18 protein-coding genes are annotated in these 24,933 nt (G+C 41.2%); 12 read left to right on the top strand and 6 right to left on the bottom strand.

Translation table 11 applies throughout. The features are described 5' to 3' along the window. Positions 1 to 9: 9 nt before the first annotated feature. Positions 10 to 3,159, bottom strand: coding sequence for a SusC/RagA family TonB-linked outer membrane protein (locus KXQ82_RS09955; protein WP_219488097.1), 3,150 nt, complete (start codon positions 3,157 to 3,159; stop codon positions 10 to 12). A gap of 169 nt (positions 3,160 to 3,328) precedes the next feature. Between KXQ82_RS09955 and KXQ82_RS09960 the strand changes: the two genes are divergently transcribed. The 5 genes from KXQ82_RS09960 (at position 3,329) to KXQ82_RS09980 (ending at position 8,828) form a co-directional block, all read left to right on the top strand. Then, complete coding sequence (locus KXQ82_RS09960; RefSeq protein WP_219488098.1) at positions 3,329 to 3,667, top strand: PadR family transcriptional regulator; 339 nt, start codon at positions 3,329 to 3,331, stop codon at positions 3,665 to 3,667. 25 nt (positions 3,668 to 3,692) lie between these two features. After that, positions 3,693 to 5,330: a PspC domain-containing protein gene (locus KXQ82_RS09965; RefSeq protein ID WP_219488099.1), complete on the top strand. Its 1,638-nt coding sequence runs from the start codon at positions 3,693 to 3,695 to the stop codon at positions 5,328 to 5,330. After that, positions 5,327 to 5,557 carry a hypothetical protein gene (locus KXQ82_RS09970; RefSeq protein WP_219488100.1) on the top strand — a complete coding sequence of 77 codons (231 nt, stop codon included), beginning with the start codon at positions 5,327 to 5,329 and terminating at the stop codon, positions 5,555 to 5,557. The genes KXQ82_RS09965 and KXQ82_RS09970 overlap by 4 nt, the downstream gene beginning before the upstream one ends. A gap of 132 nt (positions 5,558 to 5,689) precedes the next feature. Next, complete coding sequence (locus tag KXQ82_RS09975) at positions 5,690 to 8,140, top strand: outer membrane beta-barrel family protein (RefSeq protein ID WP_219488101.1); 2,451 nt, start codon at positions 5,690 to 5,692, stop codon at positions 8,138 to 8,140. Between the two features lie 148 nt (positions 8,141 to 8,288). Further along, a complete protein-coding gene (locus tag KXQ82_RS09980; protein ID WP_219488102.1) occupies positions 8,289 to 8,828 on the top strand; it encodes a YceI family protein in 540 nt (179 codons plus the stop codon). A 4-nt stretch (positions 8,829 to 8,832) separates the two neighbouring features. On the opposite strand, the gene dtd is transcribed toward KXQ82_RS09980, so the two are convergent. After that, entirely contained in the window at positions 8,833 to 9,285 is a 453-nt protein-coding gene (gene dtd / locus KXQ82_RS09985) for a D-aminoacyl-tRNA deacylase (protein ID WP_219488103.1), read from the bottom strand. Positions 9,286 to 9,318: 33 nt separating this feature from the next. On the opposite strand from dtd, the gene KXQ82_RS09990 reads away from it, so the two are divergent. Then, positions 9,319 to 10,338, top strand: a complete 1,020-nt coding sequence (locus tag KXQ82_RS09990; RefSeq protein WP_219488104.1) for a hypothetical protein — start codon at positions 9,319 to 9,321, stop codon at positions 10,336 to 10,338. Then, positions 10,301 to 12,670, top strand: coding sequence for a hypothetical protein (locus KXQ82_RS09995; protein WP_219488105.1), 2,370 nt, complete (start codon positions 10,301 to 10,303; stop codon positions 12,668 to 12,670). The genes KXQ82_RS09990 and KXQ82_RS09995 overlap by 38 nt, the downstream gene beginning before the upstream one ends. Here KXQ82_RS09995 and rsgA read toward each other — a convergent pair whose 3' ends face one another. After that, positions 12,671 to 13,591, bottom strand: coding sequence for a ribosome small subunit-dependent GTPase A (rsgA, locus tag KXQ82_RS10000; RefSeq protein WP_219488106.1), 921 nt, complete (start codon positions 13,589 to 13,591; stop codon positions 12,671 to 12,673). Between the two features lie 166 nt (positions 13,592 to 13,757). On the opposite strand from rsgA, the gene KXQ82_RS10005 reads away from it, so the two are divergent. The 4 genes from KXQ82_RS10005 to KXQ82_RS10020 all read left to right on the top strand — a co-directional run bounded on the left by KXQ82_RS10005 (position 13,758) and on the right by KXQ82_RS10020 (position 18,972). Further along, entirely contained in the window at positions 13,758 to 15,749 is a 1,992-nt protein-coding gene (locus KXQ82_RS10005; RefSeq protein ID WP_219488107.1) for an ATP-binding protein, read from the top strand. 318 nt (positions 15,750 to 16,067) lie between these two features. Further along, complete coding sequence (locus tag KXQ82_RS10010) at positions 16,068 to 16,637, top strand: N-acetylmuramoyl-L-alanine amidase (protein ID WP_219488108.1); 570 nt, start codon at positions 16,068 to 16,070, stop codon at positions 16,635 to 16,637. A gap of 171 nt (positions 16,638 to 16,808) precedes the next feature. Continuing rightward, a complete protein-coding gene (locus KXQ82_RS10015; RefSeq protein WP_219488109.1) occupies positions 16,809 to 18,329 on the top strand; it encodes a lipase family protein in 1,521 nt (506 codons plus the stop codon). A 253-nt stretch (positions 18,330 to 18,582) separates the two neighbouring features. Further along, the gene (locus tag KXQ82_RS10020) at positions 18,583 to 18,972 is read left to right on the top strand and encodes a hypothetical protein (protein ID WP_219488110.1); all 390 of its coding nucleotides are present in this window, start codon (positions 18,583 to 18,585) and stop codon (positions 18,970 to 18,972) included. Between the two features lie 810 nt (positions 18,973 to 19,782). On the opposite strand, the gene KXQ82_RS10025 is transcribed toward KXQ82_RS10020, so the two are convergent. Both KXQ82_RS10025 and KXQ82_RS10030 read right to left on the bottom strand, forming a co-directional pair. Then, positions 19,783 to 20,184: a hypothetical protein gene (locus KXQ82_RS10025; RefSeq protein WP_219488111.1), complete on the bottom strand. Its 402-nt coding sequence runs from the start codon at positions 20,182 to 20,184 to the stop codon at positions 19,783 to 19,785. Positions 20,185 to 20,251: 67 nt separating this feature from the next. Next, positions 20,252 to 21,793 (bottom strand): YifB family Mg chelatase-like AAA ATPase, encoded by a 1,542-nt coding sequence (locus tag KXQ82_RS10030; RefSeq protein ID WP_219488112.1) that lies wholly within the window; start codon positions 21,791 to 21,793, stop codon positions 20,252 to 20,254. 118 nt (positions 21,794 to 21,911) lie between these two features. Between KXQ82_RS10030 and KXQ82_RS10035 the strand changes: the two genes are divergently transcribed. Next, a complete protein-coding gene (locus tag KXQ82_RS10035; RefSeq protein WP_219488113.1) occupies positions 21,912 to 22,280 on the top strand; it encodes a hypothetical protein in 369 nt (122 codons plus the stop codon). Positions 22,281 to 22,370: 90 nt separating this feature from the next. Here the strand turns inward: KXQ82_RS10035 and KXQ82_RS10040 are convergent, their stop codons facing one another. Then, complete coding sequence (locus tag KXQ82_RS10040) at positions 22,371 to 24,878, bottom strand: TonB-dependent receptor (RefSeq protein WP_219488114.1); 2,508 nt, start codon at positions 24,876 to 24,878, stop codon at positions 22,371 to 22,373. Positions 24,879 to 24,933: the final 55 nt, after the last annotated feature.

A 24,933-nucleotide genomic window follows, 5' to 3' on the forward strand; every position in this document is an offset into this window, starting at 1 on the left:
TTTTTAAAATTAAAATTTGATTCCCAGGTTAAAGCCGATAGTTCTTGTTGATGGCTGAGAGTTAAATTCAACCCCATCACCTGCGGCACCAGATCCAAAGAAGTTAACTTCAGGATCAATGTAAGGAACGTTTTTAGATATGATCCATATGTTACGTCCTTCAACACCTATTGTTAAGCCTTTAAAGTATTTAGCATGTTTATCAAGAAAGGCTTGCGGAAAAGTATATTTCAATGTTGCTTGTTTTAACTTAACAAAAGAAGCATCGAATATATTTGCTTCAGTATTGGTTGTTGAATATTGGCCCCAATAATCCTGCATACTTTGTACAGGTACTGTATTTGGAATAAATGTAGAGCCAGATGCTACAACGCCTTTATCTATAAATATATTACCCCTGTTCAAAGCAGTTTCTTGAGCTAAACCGGTTGTACGCAATGTTGATACTGTATTTGAATACATTATACCGCCTTTACGGGCCTGAATAAGGAAGCTTAATGCAAACCCTTTGTATCTAACAGTGTTAGTGATACCTCCTACCCAATCAGGGTTAACACTGCCTAATCTTTTATCTAAAACTGTTTTTCTTAAACCTGTAGCGGGGTCAATCACAATATTACCATCAGGATCGCGCACCCAGGCAGTGCCGTAAATACCAACAGATGTACCAGGCTCAGCTTTTAGTTGCAATCCGCTCCAACCGCTTTGTACAACATATAATGGAGCTTCGGCAGGCAAATCAATGGTTTGGGTGTTTCTTGACCAGTTTGCATCTATATCCCAGCTGAATGTTTTTAGCTTAACTGGTGTAACACCTAACTGAACTTCCCATCCATTATTTGTGATCGAACCGGCATTAATAAGTTTGGCTGCATAGCCACTGGATTGAGGTAATCCTAAAGAGATAATTTGATTAGATGTTTTAGAGTTATAATAAGTAACGTCCAATCTAACCCTGTCGTTTAAAAATCTCAATTCTGTACCAATCTCATTCGTTTTTTGATCTTGTGGTTTTAACAGATCTAAAGGCGGCACGGTTGAAGGAATACCAAATGCAATTAAACCGTTAAATGGAAAGCTTGAACCATAACCGTATTGCGCAAATGCAGTGCTAACCGGAGCATATGTAAATGCCAATTGGTAAGGACTTGTATCGCCGCCCACGTTGGCATAACTTGCCCTTAATTTACCATAAGATAACCATTTATTTGCCGGTAGCAATTCGCTGAATACAAAACCCGCGCTAACTGATGGATAAAAATATGAGTTGTTTATTTTTGGCAGAGTAGAACTCCAGTCATTCCTGGCGGTTACGTCTACATATAAAAAGCTTTTATATGATAAACCTAAATCACCATATACACCTTGCAATCTTCTTAAATTAGATGTGTTGGTAGTAGTTACTGATGCAGCATTCGAAAAGTTGTATAACTGATCTACTGTAAGCGTTTGTGCATCTGATTGATCCCTGCGGTAATAAGCCTCGTACACGTTATAACCAGCAATAAATTTCAAAGCCAGATCTTTAGTTACCTTGGTATCAAGGGTTGCAAGAAAATCATTGTTTATTACACGGTTATAAATATTACCTGTAAAAAAGTTACCAGTTAATGCACCTATCGTTCCTGGTCGTGTTACACCTTTACGAAACTCAGTATAAAAATCTGTACCAATATTATCAGATAATGTTAACCAACTAGTTGGTTTGTAACTCAAAATAGCGTTTCCAAAAAAGCGGTCAACACTATTCCCAAACTTATTGTTGTTAATGATCCAATAAGGGTTGTTCGAGTTTTTAGATGAGTTTAACGCGTTTTGCTGACCGGTAACCGGGTCAATATAGTTATCACGTAATTGATTGATATCAATTGTTCTTGGTAACCCGAATATTAATGAGGTAAGCACGTTAGGATTATTAGAACTTTGAACCGCTAAACCATCGCCAACAGTACGTGTATAATTCAGATTGGTTCTGATATCAAAACCGTATGGCAATTTTTTACCGCCATTAAAGCTTATCGCATTTTTGTTAAGCTCTTGTTGTTCAATAGTACCTCGTTGAATGGTATTATCAAAGGTAATACGGTAATCGCCTGTTTCGTCTGCACCACCCATTGCTACAGAGTTAATTACAGTTTTACCGGTTTTAAAGAAATCTTTAACATTATCAGGATAAGCCTGCAATGCTACCTGCTGATTTAAAAAGTTGGTAAATGTTCTTCCTTGAACCTCACTTATTTTAGGCCCCCAACCATTAATTGAAGCACTTAGCGCAGTTGGGTTGGCATTTGTACCATATAGGCCGTGATTACCCTGCGCATATTCATTTTGATAATCAGGTAAAACCAAAACATTATCAAAGCGTATGCTTGAATTAATATCAATTGTAGCAGCGCCTTTCTTTCCACGTTTGGTAGTGATAATGATAGCCCCGTTTTTTGCACGTGTTCCATACAGCGCAGATGCTGCAGCACCTTTCAATACCGTGATCGACTCGATATCGTCCTCATTAATGTCCGATGCCCTGTTTCCAAAATCAACGGAGCTGGTTCCCTGTGCAACACCGTTAACTGTAGATAACTGCTGTGCCTGGTTGTCAATTGGCAAACCATCCACAACAAAAATAGGTTGGATATCAGAACCTAAAGATGTTGCTCCTCGCAATACAATTTTAGATCCGCCACCTAATGTACCTGATGATGATGTTACGTTAACACCGGCAAGTTTACCTGCTAACGAGTTAACAACGTTGGTTTCGCGCGATTGTGTCAAGTCATCGCCTTTGATCACACCAACGGAATAACCGAGTGATTTTGATTCTCTGGTAATACCCAGTGCAGTTACTACCACCTCACCCAATTGTTTGTTAGAAAGTTCGAGTGTAACATTTACTGTATTACTTACAATTAGTTTCTCCTGCGGAGCGTAACCAATAAAAGTGAATACTAATGTTGTGCCTGATGCCGGCACGTTAATGGAGTACTTGCCGTCAACACCGGTTACAACGCCAATGGTTGTACCCTTGATTTTAACGCCGACACCCGGTATGGGAGTACCATCCTCCTTAGCAATTACAGTACCGCTTACGGTACGATTTTGTGCGAAAGTTTGCAGATAGCAAAACAGAACACACAAACTTACGAGTAGAAGTTTTTTCATGTTTTCAGTCCAATAAAGTCAGTTAATCATTAATTAATATAAAGTTAAGATGATTTTCATATAAAAAATATTATTTCTATAGCCGATATACAAAAATGACTTATTAGTCAGTAAAATAAATTAGTACTATGTATTGCATAATACAATCTAAAACATATATCTTTGTATTATGATTGTAGAGAACACACAAACGCAAATGCGAAAGGGGATATTAGAGTACTGTATCCTCTCCATAATTTCAAAAGGCGAAACCTATGCATCTGATATCATTGCCGAATTAAAAAAAGCAAAGATGCTTGTAGTGGAAGGTACACTGTACCCCCTTTTAACCCGCCTGAAAAATAACGGATTGTTAACTTATAACTGGGTCGAGTCAACATCGGGGCCACCCAGGAAGTATTACGTGCTATCGCCGGAGGGTCGCGACGTACTTGAGCAGCTTGACCTTACATGGGCCGAGCTTTCGCTTGCCGTTGAAACAGCCTTAGCCGGAAGAAACTTAAAATAAACAAAACTGACTCACAAAATATATCATGAATAAAACCATCATCATCAATATAAACGGTATCATCTTCCACATCGAAGAAGATGCTTACGAAGTATTAAAAAACTATATGACGGATGTTAAGCGTCATTTTGCAAACTCCGAAGACAGCCTGGAGATAACAACCGACATTGAAAACCGCATAGCCGAAATGTTTAACGATGTATTAATGCGCGAAAGCAGGCAGGTTATTGTTACTGCCGATGTGAATACCATAATAGGGCAAATGGGTACTGTTGAAGATTTTGAAATTTCGGCAGGGGGCGATGAAACAGAAACAGGCTATACCGCCCATCAAAAATTTACTGATAGCCGTAAACTATTCCGCGACCCTGACGATCACTTGCTTGGAGGTGTTTGTGCCGGCATTGCTAATTACTTTGATGTACAAACCGTTTGGATACGCATTGCTTTTGCGCTTGCCATCTGCTTTGCCGGAACAGGCCTTATGTTATACATTATACTATGGATAGTTGTACCAAAAGCCAATAACCGCTCAGACAGGATGGCCATGAAAGGTGAAAAATTAGATCTGCAGGGTTTTAAAAGGAACTTTGAAGAAGAATTAAAGAACCTGCACACCACATTTAAAACAGCAAGCCACGAGGCAAAACCTTTTGTATACAAGGCCCGCGATTTTACAGGCGACTTTTTTCACCATTTCAGGATATTTTTGGAAGGTGCGTGCCGTTTGTTTTTAAAATTACTGGGGGTAGTTATTTTATTTGCTTGCTTTAGTTTTTTTATGGCTGCATTGATTGGCTTAATTGCGCTATTAGCATACGGTAATGATATTTATCACCTCCTGCCTTTTGCTATTTTAAATTCGGTTAGCGGTATATATAGCAGCATGTTATACTTTAGTGCTTTTATTGTTGTTGCTATACCACTGGTTGCAATTATTACCCTTACTTTAAAAGTAGTATTTAACAGTGCGGGATTAAACCGTACTGCCGGATATACCATGCTTATTGTATGGATAGGATCGCTCTGTATTGTTATATACGATGCTGCAAAAATCACCCGCCAGTTTAAGGATTATGAGTCTTTTAGCCAAACCATCAATATTAAGCCCGTTAAAAACAATACCTACCACCTGCAATTGAGCGATATTAAATTTCTGACAAAAGAGGATAGCCTGCGCATGAACCTTGATCATGATTTTAACGGGAAAATTATTCTTGATGACCGTTATGGTGATGATAACATGCCACGTAATGTTGAAATAGAAATTGTAAAAAGCGATGTTGACAGAATAACGCTGGAAGAAAAATTTAGTGCCCACGGCGCAAATGATGAAGATGCGATAAGAAATGCCCGCAATGCAGTATACAATTTTACCCAGAAGGATTCGCTGTTAATATTTCCGCGTATGCTCGAAATACCTAAGGGAAAAGCATGGCGTGATCAAAGAATAGAACTCACATTAAAAGTGCCTTACAATACTATACTGGTTGTGGATAAAAATATCAATTACCTGATAAGGAATATTCTTGAAATTGATGATTGCAAGGAGAAGAACAAGCAGCCCAACTGGACCAGTGCACCGTTTATACTTACTGATAGCGGCCTTAACTGTAAAGTTGATACAACAGCATGGCTGTTAAAACAACCCATAGCCAAATGAAACGCGCAACCATAATTTGTTTAGGCCTGCTTTTAATAAGCGGGCCTATGCAAAAAGCTAAACAGGTGCACTCGCCATTGGCGTACGTGCAATTGTATTGGTTTAAAAAGGTAAAAAAAGAGATATTACAAACAGATCAAACTCCTTTATGGGTTGCTGTAAATAACTCTTTGCATTTTGTTACCAATGGCGGCCTCAAAAAACTCCTTCCGGTTTTAGATAATTAAATATTTGCTTTTGCGTGTAACCTTTTACCACATATCAGCATCTTACTATTATAACTGAACCATTTTTTATTATAGCATCCTAAAAGGAATATAAAAACCTTTAATGGATGTATTATGCTTAAACTACACAATATGAAAACACATTACAAACTATTAATAGGTATAATTATACTGCTGCAAACCGGTATGGCAATGGCCCAGGTAGCAAAGTCGCAGGTAAAAGTATCCGGAACTATTTTTGACAATAACAGCAAAGTACTACCTTTTGCAACAGTTGCCTTACTTAAGGCTAAAGACTCCTCTGTAGTAAAAGGAGCTATTACTAACGATGCGGGCCTTTACAGTTTCGACCGCATTGGCCAGGGCAGCTATATTGTACGTGTTACCACGGTTGGCTTTTTAAAAGCTTACAGTAAAAGCTTTGCAGTAGCGCAACAAGATGTACATGTACCATCTATACAACTAAGCGCGGGTGCAAAAGCATTAGGGCCAGTAAACGTAAACGCTGCAAGGCCGCTTATAGAGCGTAAGCTTGACCGTATGGTGATGAACGTTGAAAACAGCGTTTTGGCTGCCGGAAACGATGCTATGGAAATATTAGAACGTGCTCCCGGTGTTACCATAGATAAAGACGATAACATTAGCCTTAAAGGCAAGCAAGGCGTTACCGTAATGATAAATGATAAGCCAACACGCCTTTCGGCATCGCAATTGGCTACTCTGCTACGCTCTACCGATGGTAACAATATTCAATCTATCGAAGTTATAACCAACCCATCGGCAAAGTACGATGCTGCCGGTAATTCGGGTATCATCAATATCATACTCAAAAAAAATAATTCTGTTGGTACTAACGGCTCGATAAGTGCAACCGGGGCTATTGGTATTTACCCAAAAGGCAATGCTTCGCTTTCGCTGAATCATAAAGAGGGTAACCTTAACTTTTTTGGTTCTTACAGCATAGGCAGCCGCCAGCGTGCAAATAACATCTATATTGATCGTGTGATCGATTCAATAGGCAAACAAACCTATTTTACTCAGCATACCTTTATGCCTTCAACCAGCTATAATAACACTTACCGCCTGGGTGTTGATTATGATATGGGTAAAAAAAACACCATTGGCTTTTTATTTAGCGGCTACTATAATGGCGAAAATGATAACAATGTAAATAATACCGTTATTGGCTCAAAACCCGGCCTTACCGATTCATTACAAAACACTACTTCAACCATAGGGCAAACTTACGGCAACTATGAGTTCGATCTGTACGATAAGTTCCATATTGATAGTCTTGGACAAGATATCAGTATTGATATAGATTATGCCAAATTTACCAATACCAACAACGCGTTATACAATAACTACTATTTTTTGGGAAACGGCGCTACACAGCACAAACCGTTGGTTCAGCGCAACCAGTCGCCGTCAAACATCCAGATCAACACCGAAAAGATAGACTATACCCTACCCTTCAATAAAAATATGAAGTTTGAGGCCGGCCTTAAATCAAGTTATGTTAAAACGGATAATAACCTGCAGGCACAATTGCAAGATACCATTAGCAAAGATTTTGTAAACGATGGCAGCCGTACCAACCATTTTATATACGAAGAAACCGTAACCGCGGGCTATATTAACCTGGCCAAAACTTATAAAAAAACACAGGTACAAATAGGCTTAAGGCTTGAGGATACACATTCTATTGGCAACTCGCTCACCACAAAACAAATTGTTGACAGGGAATATACCGATCTGTTCCCCAGCATATTTATCAATCACAGCTTATCTGCAAAGCATGATATCGGTTTTTCGTACAGCCGCCGTATAGACAGGCCACAATATGATAACCTTAACCCGTTCCAGTATAACCTGGATGCCTATACTTACTCAAAAGGTAACCCATTCTTAAATCCGCAATACACTCACTCTTTTCAGTTTGATTATACTTATGCCAAATTTATTAACGCAAGCATAAGCTACAGCCATACTGATGATGTGATATCGCAGATCATATTACCCGATAATGGTAGAAAATCAACCTACCAAACCACACTGAATCTTAACACTCAGGACGTTTATAACATCAATATCAACTCCCCGTTCCAGTTTGCCAAATGGTGGACAGGTAATGCCAATATAAATGCCAATTACTTAGTAATAAAAAGCAAGGCTTTGCTTGGCGGCAATTTAGATGCAGGCGCGCCGGCAGCACAAATAAGGGTAACGCAAAACTTCCAGCTCAATAAAACATTAAGGGCCGAGCTTTCAACATCATACAACACGCCACAAACTTATGCGGTATTAAAGTTAAATGCGCAATATTGGGCAGATATGGGCATAAGCCAATTATTGTTCAACAAAGCTGCCACCTTAAAATTTTCGGTGAGCGATATATTTGATACACGCAGAAATGCTGCATCAAGCTTGTATCAAAGCCTCAACTTTGCCTTCCATCAAAAAGGCGAAACCCGTGTTGCGCGCTTAACCTTTACCTATAACTTTGGTAACTCAAAAATTAAAGCCCGCCAGCACTCAACCGGTGCCGAAAGCGAAAAAAGCCGTGTAAACGGCGGCGGATAATTATCCGGCAAATTTTATGTATAAAAGCCAGGATCTTTATTTAATAAAGCCCCTGGCTTTTTTTGTTGCACATATTTGTAATATTTATAAAACCTTGCAGTAATAATTCAGTCTATTTGGTAGGTTTGAAAATACATTAGTAAAATACATGAAAAAGCTTACCCTAATTGCGTTGCTGCTATCTGCTACGGTTGCTATGGCGCAAACAAAACAAACAATAACTAAAGCTACTGTAACATACCAGATAAAAAACATGGGATTTACAACCTTGGGCTTTTTAAGCGGTTTTGCAGGCGAAGTTAAATTTGATAAAGCACACCTTGTTGCCAGCTCCATCGAAGCATCAGTTGAAACAAAAACTATAAATTCTGATGATGATGCCCGTGATGCTCACCTGCGTAAGGAAGATTTTTTTGATGTGGACCATTATCCAAAAATGATCATGAAATCTGTTTCATTTAAACAAAAAGGGAGCAACAATTACATTGGGCAGTTTGAACTGACGATAAAGGGAAAAACCAAACTTGTGGAGGTGCCATTTGTTTATGCTCAAACAGGTACTACGGGCAGCTTTAAAGGCAGTTTCAAAATAAACCGTTTAGATTTTGGCATTGGCGATAGCAGCCTGGTATTATCAAACGAAGTAACCATTTCGGTTGGCCTTGAAACTGCCATTCCGGCAAGCTGATCAGTTATTCCTTTACTTTGCTATCTATTGTGATAGTTACCGGCCCGTCATTCACCAGTGCTATTTTCATATCGGCGCCAAAAATACCTGTGGCCACAGGTTTATTAAGCAGGCTTTGTAATTGCGTTTTCATTTGCTCATACATCGGGATTGCTTTATCCGGCCTTGCCGCGCGAATAAACGATGGCCGGTTTCCCTTTTTAGTTTGAGCAAACAGCGTAAACTGAGATATCAATAATATATCCCCATTAACATCGGCAAGCGCTTTGTTCATCAGTCCGTTCTCATCACCAAATATACGCATGTTCACTATTTTTTGAGCAAGCCATTCCAGGTCATCGGCAGTATCTGCGTCTTCAATACCCAATAACACCAGTAAGCCTGCTTCAATCTTCCCGGTAACGGTACCGCTTACCGTACATGATGCCTGCGAAACGCGCTGAATAACTACCCTCATTTATCTTTACCTATTTTATAATAACTTTGGTTAATGCGTAACCGGTATTTGTTTCTGCTTATTATCATCTTGTTTACAGGTTGTAAACATCCCCGAAAGGTAAGCACTTCCTTTTATTACTGGAAAACCGTATACAAACAAAACCCTGCCGAAAGCGAATATCCTGAACATTTACACAGCAACAAAATGTATGTGCGCATTATGGATGTTGATATGGACGATAGCGGTATAAACCCTGTACCTGTTTCGCCAATTGCTTTCCAACAAAAATTGCCAGATGCAATACAGATTGTACCTGTTGTATTTATTGTTAATAATGCGTTTAAGATAATTCCCAAAACAGGCCTTGCAGATATGGCCGCTAAAATAGTCCGTTTTGTTGATGCCAAAGTAACTCAGGCGGGTAAGAAAAGCTATAGTGAATTACAAATAGACTGTGATTGGACGGCAGATACAAAAGACAACTACTTTTACCTGCTTAATGAATTTAAAACCCTCACCAAGGGCAAAACATTGTCAATAACGCTACGATTGCACCAAATAAAAAACCAAAAAAACTGTGGTATACCCCCTGTTAATAAAGCCTTGCTAATGTGTTATAACATGGGCAACCTGCGTAAATACGGCCCGCAAAACTCAATAATTGAAGTAACTGAACTAAAAAAATACTTAGGTGATAATTTAACACGTTATCCCATAAAAATGGATATTGGCCTGCCTTTGTTTAGCTGGGCAGTTGCTTTTCGCGATAAGCAGTACATTGGCATTGCCAGACAAATAAATTTTAATAACTTAAACAATGGGAACATGTTTAGCCACACAGGGGCCAATATGTATTTTGCAAAAACAGATATGCCACAATTTGGGTTAAAAAAGAACGATGAGGTGCGGTGGGAAGACGTACCGTTAAATACCTTGCATGAAACAGCGGCTTATATTTCGCCAAGGCTGAAAGAGGAAAATATTGAAGTTGTTTATTTTCATTTAGATGAAAATCTGTTAAAAAAATACACCTATGATGAATTGGAAAACGTGGCTAAAATACTGCGTTAGTTTTATTGGTTGCTTTTGGGCCATGGTTGCAATTGATCTGGCATGTGGTGGCGAGGTTGACCCGTATGACTATTATGTGTCTTTTTTTCATAGCAATTTAAAGGGCGAAAAAGATTACAAACCATTTTATTATACCGGTGCTACATTTTTATACGATGATACCGAACCGGCAAGCGAGGCTGATATAAATGCATCAGAGTGGGCAACCTACCTGGGCAACACAGTAAAGGCGGCAGATGTGCGCAAGGCCATGTACAACTTACCCAAACGGGTTGACTCGCTATTGCAAATTGGTTATTTAAAAAGTAACGCCAAATTGCCGGATAGCCTGGCCAACAACACCTTTCTAAAAGCTATTGTAAACAACACCGGCGCGCTTAAGTACTACCGCTTTGCAAAAGGGGTTGAAAAGGTAGCCAACATTACCAATTACAATCCATGGGACCCTGTGCCTGTTGATTCGGTTGCTTTACGCGAAGCAGGGGCTGTGGCACTTAAAAGTGCCGAAACTGAAAAAGATGGCTTTATAAAAGTACGTTACTATTACCAGGCACAGCGCCTGCTGCATTATGGCAAAAGCTATGCGCAGGCTATGGCAGTGTATGATAAGTACCTTGCTGCTATGCCTACAGATAGCCACATTAAAGGCCTTGCACTGGCGCTTAAAGCCGGCGAAGAACGGCGCCTGGGCGATGCTGTTAAAGCGGCCTACCTCTTCTCTAAGGTGTTTGCCCAATACCCCGAAAAGCGGATAACGGCTTACCAAAACTACATGTATACCCATGCGCAAACAGATAAGGTATTAGCGCTTGCTGCCAACAAAGCCGAAAAAGCCGTAATATATGGCATTGCCGGTTTTGGTAGCCCGCAGGTAAATACAGCGCCTTTAAAGCAGGTTTATAATTATGATCCATCTTCGCCCATGGTGGCTGTGTTGTTGGCCCGCGAGATCAACAAATTGGAAGAAACTTACCTCAGCCCAAAGCTTGAACGTAGCAGCAGGCTGCTTTATGGCAATGCATCAAACTGGTACACCCCTGCAGACACTACCGAAGCACGATCTGTAAAATATATCCAACAGCTTAAAGATTTTTGTAAGGTGCTTGCTGCGGATAAAAACTACCCCGATGCTAATTTAGCTACGCTATCCCAGGCTTACCTGGCGTGGATGCAGGGTAATACCGATGAAGGTTCTGATCTGTTAAGAACTTTGTATGACGTAAAACTTGATGAAAAACTGAATGATCAAAAACAGATCATCCAGCTATTACTTACTGCCCAACAGATAGAAGTACTAAATACCGTAAACGAAGCCACACTGTTGCCAACACTCCGGTGGCTGCAAGGCAAGGTAAGGGCCGAGCAAAAACTCAAACCTACTCCCGGTAATGATTATTATTATACCGTACCAAAGCCATTTACCACCACTGCCCGAAATTTTTATCAGCAAATATTAGCTCCTGCTTACCTTAAACAATGCGATACCACAATGGCCGCCCTGGTATTGTTACGAACGGATGAAGGAACCATATTTTGGCAAAACCAGTTGCATAGCAACCATATACAGGCACTATTACATTATAAACTAACGCCACCTGCAAACCCGTACATGGCATTTTTAACAGCCAGGCTTACACCACGCCCGGTGAACGATATGTACGAGCTGCTTGGCACAACTTACCTGCGCGAGCATAATTACACTGCCGCAATTGCCGCCTTTAAGCATGTAGCCGCCTCAACTTTAAACAAAGACCATGACTATACCGTAGCCGACCCTTTTATTGAACTGATAAATGATTATCCTAAACAATACCGTTACGGCCAGTCAAAAGGTTATAATAAACTCCAGTTTGCCACAGCCATGCACACGCTTGAACAAAACGTTATTACCGACCCGGCAAATACGGCATCCTACTATTATAAATTAGGCGCGGGCATTTATAATACATCAACTTATGGTAATGCCTGGTACCTCATATCCTACTATTGGTCGGCCGAAGATTTTGGCCGCCAAAAAGAGAACTATTATGATGATGATTATATAAAAACAAGTTATGCCGAAAAATATTTTATTAAAGCCGCGCAGTTAAGCAAAACACAGGAATTTAGGGCGCGTTGCATATTTATGGCAGCCAAATGCCGCCAAAAGCAAATTATAAGGCCCAATTGGTCAATAACCGATAATTTTGATGTGCTCGATAAAAAGTACAAGGAACAATTAAAAAACAATTTCTATTTCCCCGAACTGAAAAAAAATTACAGCAAAACGGCTTTCTATAAAAAAGCTGTGAATGAATGCAGTTACCTTAAAGATTACATCCGTGTAAAATGATCAGGCACGGGTATCGTTACCATGATAAATACTGAGGTAGCTATCATATCGTGATGGGGCTATTTCACCCGCTTCTACAGCAGTTAAAACAGCGCAACCCGGTTCGTTAACGTGGCGGCAGTTTTTAAAACGGCAATCTTCGCGGTACTGGCGTATCTCGGGGAACATCCCGCCTAATTCGGCCTGCTCTATGTCAACTATCCCCAATTCGCGGATGCCGGGCGTATCAATAATAAACCCGCCTCCGGGCAACTCAAACATCTCGGCAAATGTGGTGGTATGCATACCCTTATCGTGCCATTCTGATACTTCTGTAGTACGCAAACTCAAGCCTGGTAATATTTTATTGATCAGCGTTGATTTACCCACTCCCGAATGGCCCGAAAACAAACTTACCTTATCTTTAAGGGCGGCAACTATTTCATCAACACCGGTACCTTTTAAAGCCGATACCTGCATGCATTGGTAACCCAACTCCTCGTATATTGATCTGTAAATGGCCAGTACCTCTAAACCTTCATTACTAAACAGATCGAGCTTATTGAATACAAGGATTGCCGGAATGTGGTATGCCTCGGCAGTAACCAAAAAACGATCAATAAAGCCAAGCGATGTACGGGGTGATGCCAATGTAACTACCAAAAAAGCCTGGTCGAGATTGGCAGCAATAACCTGCCCTTGTTTTGACAGGTTGATGGATTTACGTATGATGTAATTTTTACGCTCGTGCAGTTTGGTAATTACACCGGTTTCCTGCTCGGGCTCCATATCAAAATCAACTATATCGCCAACGGCTATCGGATTTGTAGTGGTGATACCCTTTATCCTGAATTTACCTTTTATCCGGCAATCCAGTTTATGCCCGTCGGGGGTTTGTACCTGATACCAGCTTCCGGTCGATTTTGTTATTAATCCCTGCATTTTATGCTGCAAAGATAGCAGTATGCGTTAAATAAAACACCTTATCTAATACCCGAAACAATTACAACCTGCACTACGTAAACATATTTTTTAACACGGGGCAATTATTTTTGGCAATCAGGTGCTTATCTTTGCCATCATAACTGTTCCCCGAGTTTACACATTGATGATGGATAAATACTGTAAAAACTATTTAAAATCAGCTTTTCTGCTGGTTTTATTGCAATTATCCGTATTTCTGTGCTTTGCCCAATTACCTCAATCCCATCCCCCTGTAAACCCCAATTCAAGTACACTTACTATTCCTGATTACGATAAACTCATCGCTTTTTATCGTTACTATAAACCGGATTCGGCTATCTATTTTTCCAACAAAGCCATTTTACTGGCAAAAAAGAACAGGGATGATATCGGTTTGGCTAAAATATTAAACCAGGTAGGTATTATAAACGATAACCTGGGTAAAACAGACGAATCGAGGGAAAACTATCTTGAAGCCAGAAAGCTTTATACACAAACCGGCTTTAAAAGCGGCATAGCTACCGAAGATGTGCGTCTTGGCGTTGTTGAAATGCGCAAAGGCAATTATGACAAAGCGATGGGCTATTTTCTTGAATCGCTAAAAGTGAGCGAATCCATAAACAACGCGCATGGTAAAATGGAGGCTTATTTAACAATCGGCGAATGCTACCTTGCTGAAAAGAAATTCGACCTCGCCCTCCAAAACCTCAAAATTTCAGAAGAATTGGATAAAACCATACCCTTCTCAAACTTCTCGCTTAACCTTTATATTGATTTCGGTATATTATACACTGCCCGTCAGGATTATGATCAGGCTATCAGCTATCTCCAAAAAGGTATCCGCAAAAGCGATATCCCGCAATACCAGGGCCTCAATATTACGCTTACTACTTACCTTGCAGCCGTATATGCTAAACAGGGCTATAAAGATCGCTCGTTGGTATTATTAAAATCGGCACTGGTAAAAGCCCGTGCTATCAATAACTATATCCGCGAATTGCAAACCCTAACCAGTATTGCCGATACCTATGGTAAAGGCGACCCTGTATCGGCATTGGTTTATTTAAAGCAGGCTAACGAACTGATAAAGGCCCGTGGTTCTGAAAGATCGCAGATAGATATATTGGGCCGTATGGCCGATATGTATCACATACAGAAAAACGAAAGCGCCGCTTATGCCATTAAAGAACAGCAATATGCCATAGCCGATAAATACTATTATCAAAAAATGGCCAAGCAGATCAACAGCCTGCAATCAGCTTATGATCTTAACCAATCGCAGGCAAATGTTCAGGCATTAAAATTTGAGAATAGCCGCTCACTATTGGTACAACGGATTGTTTTAGTTATAGCTGCCGGAGCATTTATATTGCTCTTTGTAATGGTATTATTCTATTTCCGTACCCGCAAATTAAACGCATTGCTTAACAAAGCCAATACTGAACTGGTAGAATCAAATACCGTTAAGGACAAGCTATTTTCTGTTTTAGCGCATGATCTTCGATCGCCCTTTGCTTCTATCATTAGCCTGCTCTCGCTTATTAATGATGATATACTGGATGCCAAAGAAAGGAAAGAGATCATCAATATGGCTGTGCTGAGCAGTAATGCCTCGTTGGATATTTTAAATAACCTGCTAAAATGGGGAGAAATGCAGATCAAAGGCATTCGCCTGACGCCCGTTATCCTGTTGCCCTATGACATTATAGAACGTAATATTGCCTTGTTATCCGCTTCGGCCGAGTTAAAAAGTATTAGCATTATAAATACGGTAAACAAAGGCTGTAAGGTATTAACAGATGCCGATCATTTTGAGTTTGTGATACGAAACCTGTTATCAAATGCTATTAAATTTACTTCGGATGGTGGTACGGTATCTGTAGCTGCGCAAATAGTTACCGAAAAGTGCGAAGCTATATTCAGCATACAAGATACCGGTGTAGGGATAGAGCCGCAACGCCTTCAAAGCATCTTCAGCCTGGGCAATGTAAGCACCAGCGGCACTAATGATGAAAAAGGAACAAGCCTTGGCCTTGTACTTTGCAAAGAGTTTATAGAAGCTAACAGGGGCCGCATTTGGGCCGAAAGCGTCCCTGGCAAGGGCTCAACCTTTATGTTCGCTCTTAAAATAGTTTAAAGTCAAATATCTTTTCCCAGTCTGTCAATCGTTCAATCCTTAGCAAGGGGGGATAAGTAAGATTTATTCAGCTATATCTCGATTCCTGCATCTTTTCTCATCCATATAATATACAAAAAATTCTTCTTGTTTCCAAAAACCACCCTCATATAAACTCATTCTAAATCACAGCTAACACTTTAATATACAGTCGGTTTTTTGTATTTTTGTGTATTATTTTTACCTCCCCGGTAAACATTGAATTGTTCTTTATAAATATTCCCGGAACACCCCTGTTCACATCCCAACCACTGTTAATTAAACCAAAACAACAACATTATGCCAACCTGGAAACCCATCGTTGGTCAGAGCTTTACGCCCGACCAATTTGCCGCCTATTGCCAAACCTTACAATGGCCCGTGTGGCGCCCCTCATTTATTGTATTACACAATACCGGCGTACCCACACTTGCCCAACGCCCAAAAGGATTAACTAACCAACACATCCTCGACCTGGTAAAATACTACCGCGACGACCAGCATTGGAGCGCAGGCCCGCACTTATTTATCGATGATCATCAGATCTGGGTGTTTACCCCACTCACTACCCCCGGGGTACACTCCCCTTCGTGGAACTCGGTAGCATTAGGTGTAGAGATGCTGGGCGATTACGAAACTGAACCCTTTAACAGTGGCCGCGGCCTTGCCGTACATAAAAATGCCGTAGCCGTGCTCAGTATTTTATGTGGCACATTGGGTATATCGCCCTCCACTATTAAGCTACATAAAGAAGACCCGTTAACCACGCACAAATGCCCCGGCAAAAATGTTGTTAAAACTAAATTAATAGCCGAAGTACAAACAGCGTTGATTACACTGCATAGCGGCGAGCATAATGTATCTGCATGATTAGCAGATGATTTTATTGGATATGATAAAAACGTATAAACACCTGATTAGTAGCGTAAAAACACGGAAAATACTGATCGGGGTAAATCAATTTTTGTTAATCTATTATCTTTAGACATAGATATTATTTAATGATCAAACCTAACCCTTATCACAATAATTATCCTTATCATGAACCCAAAACCCACTTTTAATTATGTACAAAGTGTATTTACACTGAACATGTTTGCCAACCTGGTGAGCGACAAAAAAGCACCGGATGAGCAATTACAATTAGAACTGAGCCTGATGCTCAATGCCATATTTAACGATGCCGATGTGCAGAGTTTAATGGGGCAATGGCAAGTGGTTTGGGGGCCCGTAGTAGGCTCTTACGGCAGCGATGCCAACAATCCCGAAAAGTCTATTGTATCCAACGCTTTGTATGTAGCTTACAATGCGGCGGATAACCAGTATGTAGTAGCCACATCGGCAACCAACCCCATATCAAAATATGGCTGGTTTGTTGAAGATTTTGACGTACGCACCATGGTGCCCTGGGTATTAGCGCTCAACGAGCCGCAAGCAACTAATACACTATTACCCGCCGCGCCACGCATATCCAACGGCTCATACCTGGGCCTAATGCATTTGCTTTCCATGCAATCATCAACCATAAACGGACTGCAAAACGCCGCTCCCCAAACGTTAGTACAGTTTTTAACATCCACCTTTGCCGGTTCAAATGCACAAACACAACTGGTGGTTACCGGGCATAGCCTGGGCGGGGCCATGTCGTCGGTATTGGGTTTGTACCTGGCACAAACATCAAAAACCTGGAACCCTACCAACAGCGTTAACGTTTCATCAATGCCTACTGCGGGCGCATCGCCGGGCAACAAGGCATTTTCAGACCATCACAGCAAAGTGATGGGTATGCGCACCATTCGCTTCTGGAACAAATTAGATCCAGTTCCGCATGGCTGGCAGCCCGACCTGCTTGAACTTGTACCCTTTTTATACTACCCTTTCCTAAAGCCGGGCGACCTGTTTAAAGGTTTGGTAGGTTTAGTTGTAGAACAAAGTTTGCAGGGCACATTGCCTTACCCAGAAGGTGGTTTTTATACCCAACTAATGCCGCAGGTATCACCCCTTCCCGGGCAGATCAACGTGGCAAGTGCCGCAAATCCATCGGCAGCATCGGTACTGCAGTTTTTGATCGATATGGGGCTTGATGAATTGCTTATCCTGTTAAAAGTGAACAAAATGCTGGCCGCGCTAATTATTGATGGTATTAATCTGTTGGTAAAAGAGTTTTTGAACCAACAAACAATCGACCAGTTTATGGATGCCTTGCGCGCCAAGCTGGCAGCCTTACCTGTAGATAAGGAGTGGATAGAAAAACTCTTCGTTGTGCTCGAATCCATTGTTTTTGAAGTGGAAAATGTATTCCTGTTCCTTATCCAATTGGTGTATCAGCACGTAACCAGCTACACTTACCTGATGGGTACTTCGGCCATGCACCCGCTGTCGCAGGCCATTATCAACAACCTGGTAGCAACAAACTCGCTCGATGAAAGCTATACCAACATAGTTGATAAGCAAAGCAACCCGCAACTCATTGTACAGCAAATGACCCCAATGATAGGCAGCGCTTTACTGAGCTTGCTTACCCCGGCGTTTTTAGCTAAAAAGGGTTGGGATATATTGTAGGTTGATAGTTTTGAACAAATTGCTAAAGGCCGGCCGTAAGGTTGGCCTTTAGCATTTGACGATATTTCACCCACAGCCTGTGGTCGGTGTTATCACCGCACCACATTACCACAAAGTTTGTATCTTGCTTTATGAATACCGGCATTGAATTTTACACAGCCACCTGTTTAAACTGGCAACCATTGCTACAATCTGAAAAGCACAAAAATATCATCTTAGACAGCTTGCGGTTTTTGGTGACTAACAACCGGATATGGCTTTACGGTTATGTGATCATGCCAAATCACGTTCATATATATGGTGCAAACAAGATGCATGGGTAGATAAGAATGTGCAACAACATTTTTCTAAGTTCACCGGGCAACAACTAAAATTTAGTTTGCAAGCTGACGATAAGGAAACTTTGCAGTATTACAAAAGCACACAAAACGACAGGGAATACCAATTTTGGGAACGCAGGCCATACAAATCGACTATGTACAACAGGTCGTTGTTGGAGCAAAAATTAGATTATATTCACCATAACCCTGTCCGGAAAAACTTGTGCCAACATGCGGAAGAGTACGTTTATTCTTCGGCAGGTTATTACATTAATAATATTGATGACACGGGCTTGATCACTCATTATATGGAGCATATTTGACAGTGTATTAGTGGTGCGGTGATAACACCGACCACAGGCTGGAGAGCTTATTCGGCTTCTCATTATTTCGTGTACTAAAGCCGCTTTTGATTTTCCCTACGTGGTATTAGCATTTCTTTTTTTAAAAAGACAATCCCAAATAAATGAATATAGCTATAGAACTAATCATGAGTAACAAAGCCATTAAACAAACCGGTTTCTTTTTCATATCGCTATAAGATTCATATATCGTAATAATCTTTTTTCCTCTGCCATGGGTATTGAAATGCTTTTCACAAAAAAAATACGTAGGCATGAAAATAAGGAGTGCGATAATGCAAATTAAAACATTATTTACCACTTGTATTTTGTTCTTTAAATCGAAAATGATATAAATTATGATTAAAATGTTAATTATCCAAAAAGACAATAAATAAGATACAAGCGCATAAGCTCTACTAGCTCTATTCGAAACATCTATACTTTTAGAAATAGACGAATAAATTAATATAAATAGGTATTTTAACATAAAAATTATCTTAACCCCACTGGTCGAAGGTTTCAACTTCGACCTTAAATATTTAAGCTTCCGGCTTACCACCTACCCTGCCCAATTCTCCCTATCCAAACTCCGGTAATGTATTGGCTCAGCCAAATGCTCTAACAATATCTCCTCGCTCTCCCGTTGTCCGAAGTTTCCAAACTTCGGACGAATATGCATGTAGTCTCCGACTACATACCGACCACAAGCTGAGTGGATAATTCAATTTTGTCACTTGTCACGGCTCACTGCTGGTCGCAAATAAAGCTTAAAGACCACTTTTTGAAAGTTTATTTTAAATATTGGAGCATGAGATCTTCTAATTCATCATTTTTATAGCTGAGGTTTTTGTTTTCATCAAAAATGATAACTCCGTCATAGGCAGTATACACAACTTCAAAAGTATCTGACTTCTGGTCCGAATATGACAGTACTAGTTCAAAAAAACCAAAGTTTTTTTTCCCATTCACATTAGGTACGCCTTTCATTTGTTTTAGTTGGCCGACTATTTTCTCTAAATCATCATGCTTAGTTAAAGTGGTATCCCTTTTTACAAATTTATTGGTGGTACGATTAATGATTTTTATTTCAGTTATGTTCGAAAACTTATTCTGGTGGTCAACACTTGTCCCCCACGTACACTTAAGAAAAAAAACACACAAGAATAAAATCATCGATATCTTATCTTTCATAGTCATAAAATTATTCTTTTATCTAAAATTTCAGCCTATGGTCGGTGTTATCACCGCACCATCAAAACTACCCCGCCCAATTTTCCCTATCCAAACTCCTGTAATGTATCGCTTCAGCTAAATGCTCTAATAGTATTTCCTCGCTACCCGCTAAGTCGGCAATGGTGCGTGCTACTTTCAAAATACGGTCATAAGCCCTTGCGCTCAGGCCCAGTTTCTCCATCGCTTTTTTGAGCAACGTTTGCCCGGCGGTACTGATCTGGCAAAGTTCACGCACCATTTTGGTGCTCATCTGGGCGTTGCTGTGCAGGCCATCCTGCCCGCTGCCAAAACGGGCTATTTGTATATCCCGGGCCTTGATCACGCGCTCGCGTATCACCTCACTTTTTTCGGCGGGACGGTCTGATGATAGCTCGTCAAAGTTTACTGGGGTTACCTCTACATGCAGATCGATACGATCCAATAATGGCCCCGATATTTTGCTCAGGTATTTCTGCACCACACCCGGCGGGCACACGCACTCTTTTTCCGGGTGGTTGTAGTATCCGCAAGGGCAAGGATTCATACTGGCGATTAACATCAAACTACTCGGATATTCAACTGATAATCTGGCACGGCTCACAGTTACTTTACGCTCTTCTAAAGGTTGCCGCATTACTTCTAAAACGGTACGTTTAAACTCGGGCAACTCATCCAAAAACAGCACGCCATTATGCGCCAGCGAAATTTCGCCGGGCTGCGGGTTGCTGCCGCCACCAACCAAAGCCACATCGCTAATGGTATGGTGCGGCGCGCGGAAGGGCCTCACGGTAACCAGCGCATCGGTAGTGGCCAGTTTACCTGCCACTGAGTGTATCTTGGTGGTCTCTAAACTTTCCTGCAAACTTAATGGCGGCAATATTGACGGCAATCTTCGCGCAAGCATGGTCTTCCCCGCTCCAGGCGGGCCGATCAATATCACGTTATGCCCGCCCGCAGCGGCTATCTCTAAAGCGCGTTTGATATTCTCCTGGCCGCGTACTTCATTAAAATCGCTATCATAATTGTTAATGCTGTCAAAAAACTCTTCGCGGGTATTTACTACGGTTGGGCGCAGTACCGCGTCCCCATTAAAAAAGTCGACCACCTCTTTAATACTTTCCACACCATAAACATCAAGGTCGCTTACAATTGCGGCTTCGCGCGCGTTTTGCTTTGGCAGGATGAAACCCTTAAAACCTTCCTTTCGGGCTTGTATGGCAATAGGCAAAGCACCCCTTATGGGCTGCAAACTTCCATCCAGCGAAAGCTCACCCATAATGAGGTATTTATCAAGTTCTTCGGTTTCTATCTGCCCCGATGCAGCCATTACCGCGGTGGCAATGGTAAGATCATATGCCGAGCCTTCTTTGCGCACATCGGCAGGAGCCATATTAACCACTACCTGTTGGCGCGGCATTTTATAGTTACAATTTTTTAGCGCCGACTCAATACGGAAATAACTTTCTTTAATAGCGTTATCGGGTAAGCCAACAATAAAATATTTAGTGCCCGGCAAAATATTTACCTCAACAGTAATGGTAGTGGCCTGTATGCCGTAAACGGCGCTTCCGAAGGTTTTAACTAACACAGTTTATATATAATTATAAACGAAAGATAAGGAAATATACCTAACCGCAAAAACTGCCGTTAAAGCATTTTGCTTTTGTGCAAAATGATACTACATTTAACAAACAGATAATTGACACATGAAAAAATTAAGCATCATCCTGTTCATCGCATTCGCATCGGTAAAAGCATTTTCGCAAACAACCATCGCCGCTGCCGATGCCGCCAAGCATATCGGCGAAAACGTAACCATTTCCTCGAAAGTTTTTAGCGCCAGGTTCCTGGATCAGTCGTCCATCGTATTTTTAAACGTAGGCGCCAAATTTCCTGATAGCCCGCTCACTATAGTCATAAAAGGTGATGATCTTAAAAAATTTAAAGAAAATCCTGCAGATACCTTTAAAGATAAAACCATTACCGTTACCGGGACACTGGTTGATTATAAAGGCAAAGCCGAGATTGTTGTTACCGACCCGGCCCAGATAAAAGTTGCAGAAGTGAAGATGTAAAAGCACACCCGTCACGCCATGGTCTGACAGAGACTATATAAAATAAGAAAAGCCACCTTTTGGGTGGCTTTTCTTATTAAAACGTTATGGTTAAGATTTTTTTGCCTTAGCTGTAAAATCAAAAGGCACAATAACTTTAAAACTCACATTACGGCCCATATTAAATATGCCTGGCTGTACACCCGGCCCGGCGCCATTGGCATTATCAAAATATTTTAACCGGCTCATGTTCGATTGATAATTTACATCGCCAAGGTTGGTGCCTTCAATAAATATTTTGAGGATAGGATTACCGGCTGTGTTTACAATATTGGCACCTACGCCAGCGCTTATCAGGTTATAACCGGCAGTGTAGGTTTCAGTACCGTAAGCAGCAAAAAACCTGTCTTGCGCGTTAAAATGATCAAAGCCAATTTCGGCATAAAAGTTTTTGAAAAACCCAAAACCTTTGGCAAAGTTACCACGCAGCTCCGAGTGTGTATGTAACGGTGGAATAAAAGGCAGGTATTTTAAGCTATCGGCAACATTACCGCCCGAGCCTAAATTTTGGCCATACGTTAAGCTAAGCGAGTTTTCAAAATGCAACCATTTGTAGGGATGTATATCCATGTTCAACTCGCCGCCATAAATACGGGCCTTGGTTTGTACATAAGTAAAGGTGTTATACCCGTTTGTAATAACAGACGCGCCTGTTGCATCCAGCACCTGCTGCTGAAAAATGTAGTTGGAGATATCGTTATTAAATAATTCGGCACTAAGGCTTAACATTGGCAAGGTTAAAAACGCGCCAAAATCTTCCTGCACGCTAAACTCCGGCTGGAAATTACTGTTACCCACGTGATAGATCTGCGAACCCGGATCAGGGCCATTGGCAGAAAGCTCTGCAATACTCGGCGCCCTGAAACCACGGGCTATGTTGGCCTTCAGCAAAAATTTCTTCGAGAAATTATATGTAGCGCCAAAGCTTCCCGAAAACCCTGAGAAGTTTTTACTTAAGGCATCAAACTGTTTTACCACACCTGTAGCTGTTGTTGGGTTAGCTCCGGTATACAATGTAGTGTATTTTGATGATAAGGTATCAATATAAGCAGGGTCACCGGTAAACGAACGGCTATCATACCTCGCGCCTGTCACCAAATCTAAATCGCCAAAGCTCTTTTTAACAATAAAGAACGGGCCAATATCAAACTGGTGATATGCCGGTATTGGAAAATCTGTACTATAACCTAAGGAGTTGGTTTGGTACATTCCGTTTACTCCTACCGATGTTTCGTACTCCTTTGCAATATTAAAGTTGTACTTGGTATCGTAAGTAAACGTGGTTAACTGCAAGTTTAAGCCCGGGATAGCTGCATCTTCGGGGTGCGTATACTCACGGCGGTGGCTGTACTGGTAACCCAGGTTAAGCAATATATTACCATCGCCCACACTAAAACTGCTGTTATTATAAATGCGGTATAACTGCACATGCTGGTGCAGCACAGGTATAGCATACCCGTTCAGATCGGCATAATTAACTATGGGCCTGCTCAGATCAGCTTCGGTAACCTGTTTGGTAAACTGGCGGCTCACCGAATCGCGACTGCCGTCGGGAATCGCCTGCTCATCATCAAATATTGATGCATTTAAATAAGAATAGCCCCAGTTTTTTGTCAGGCCTAACATTATACGTGCATCATTTTCTTTAAAGTTAGTAGCGTAAACACGGCCGTCGTGCTGGTTCTGGTAATCTATAGCTGCCTTAGACGACAGAACAGTACCCCATACAAAACCATTGCTGTTGCCCTGCAGGTTAATTGAGCCGCTAACTAACCCATTGTTGGTACCATATACACCCTGCACAGATCCTTTTACAGTTCCATCGGCAACCGGCGAAGCTGTGATGAGGTTAACTACCCCGCCAATAGCATCCGACCCGTAGCCTAAACTGGCAGGCCCTTTTATTACTTCCACACGCTCTATCGAGTTTTGGTCAACCTCAACGCCATGCTCATCGCCCCATTGCTGGCCTTCCTGGCGAATACCATCCTGCAAAGTAACCACGCGGTTATAGCCCAAACCATGTATAAACGGTTTTGATACATTGGGCCCGGTAGTAACGGCACTCACGCCAGGCAGGTTGGCTATCTGGTCGATAATATTACCTGCGGCGGCGTGCTCATCAATAACCGTTTTGCTTATTGCCACCAGGGGTATAGGGCTGCGCTTAATTTCGGTAGCGCGGCTTACACCTGTTACCATTACTTCGGCTATCTCTATCGATGAAGTTTCCATTTCAAAATCCAGCACGCTTGTTTTCGAAAAATCAACTTTTTGGTTAATTGCACCATAACCTACATAGGTAAGTTGTACTAAATAAATGCCTTTTGGCAGATGCGTTAAAATATATTTTCCTTCGGCATTGGTAGTAGCTCCAATTTTCAAGTCGGGTACGTATATAGCTACGCCTATCAGCGGCGATCCGTCTTTTTTGTCGGTTATTTTGCCACTTAAAGTGCCATTGCCTGCCTCGCCCGACAATGGGGAGGTCGTGGCAGCATTAACAAATGCTACCTGTAATAAAAATATATACAGTAATATGAATATTTTACTTTTCATGTGTTATAGTTAGATGATAAAATGCCTGATTAATTCCGTACAGTGTTAACCCATC

The sequence above is a fragment of the Mucilaginibacter rivuli genome, assembly GCF_019391655.1.
In the GTDB taxonomy this organism is placed as follows: Bacteria; Bacteroidota; Bacteroidia; order Sphingobacteriales; family Sphingobacteriaceae; genus Mucilaginibacter; species Mucilaginibacter rivuli.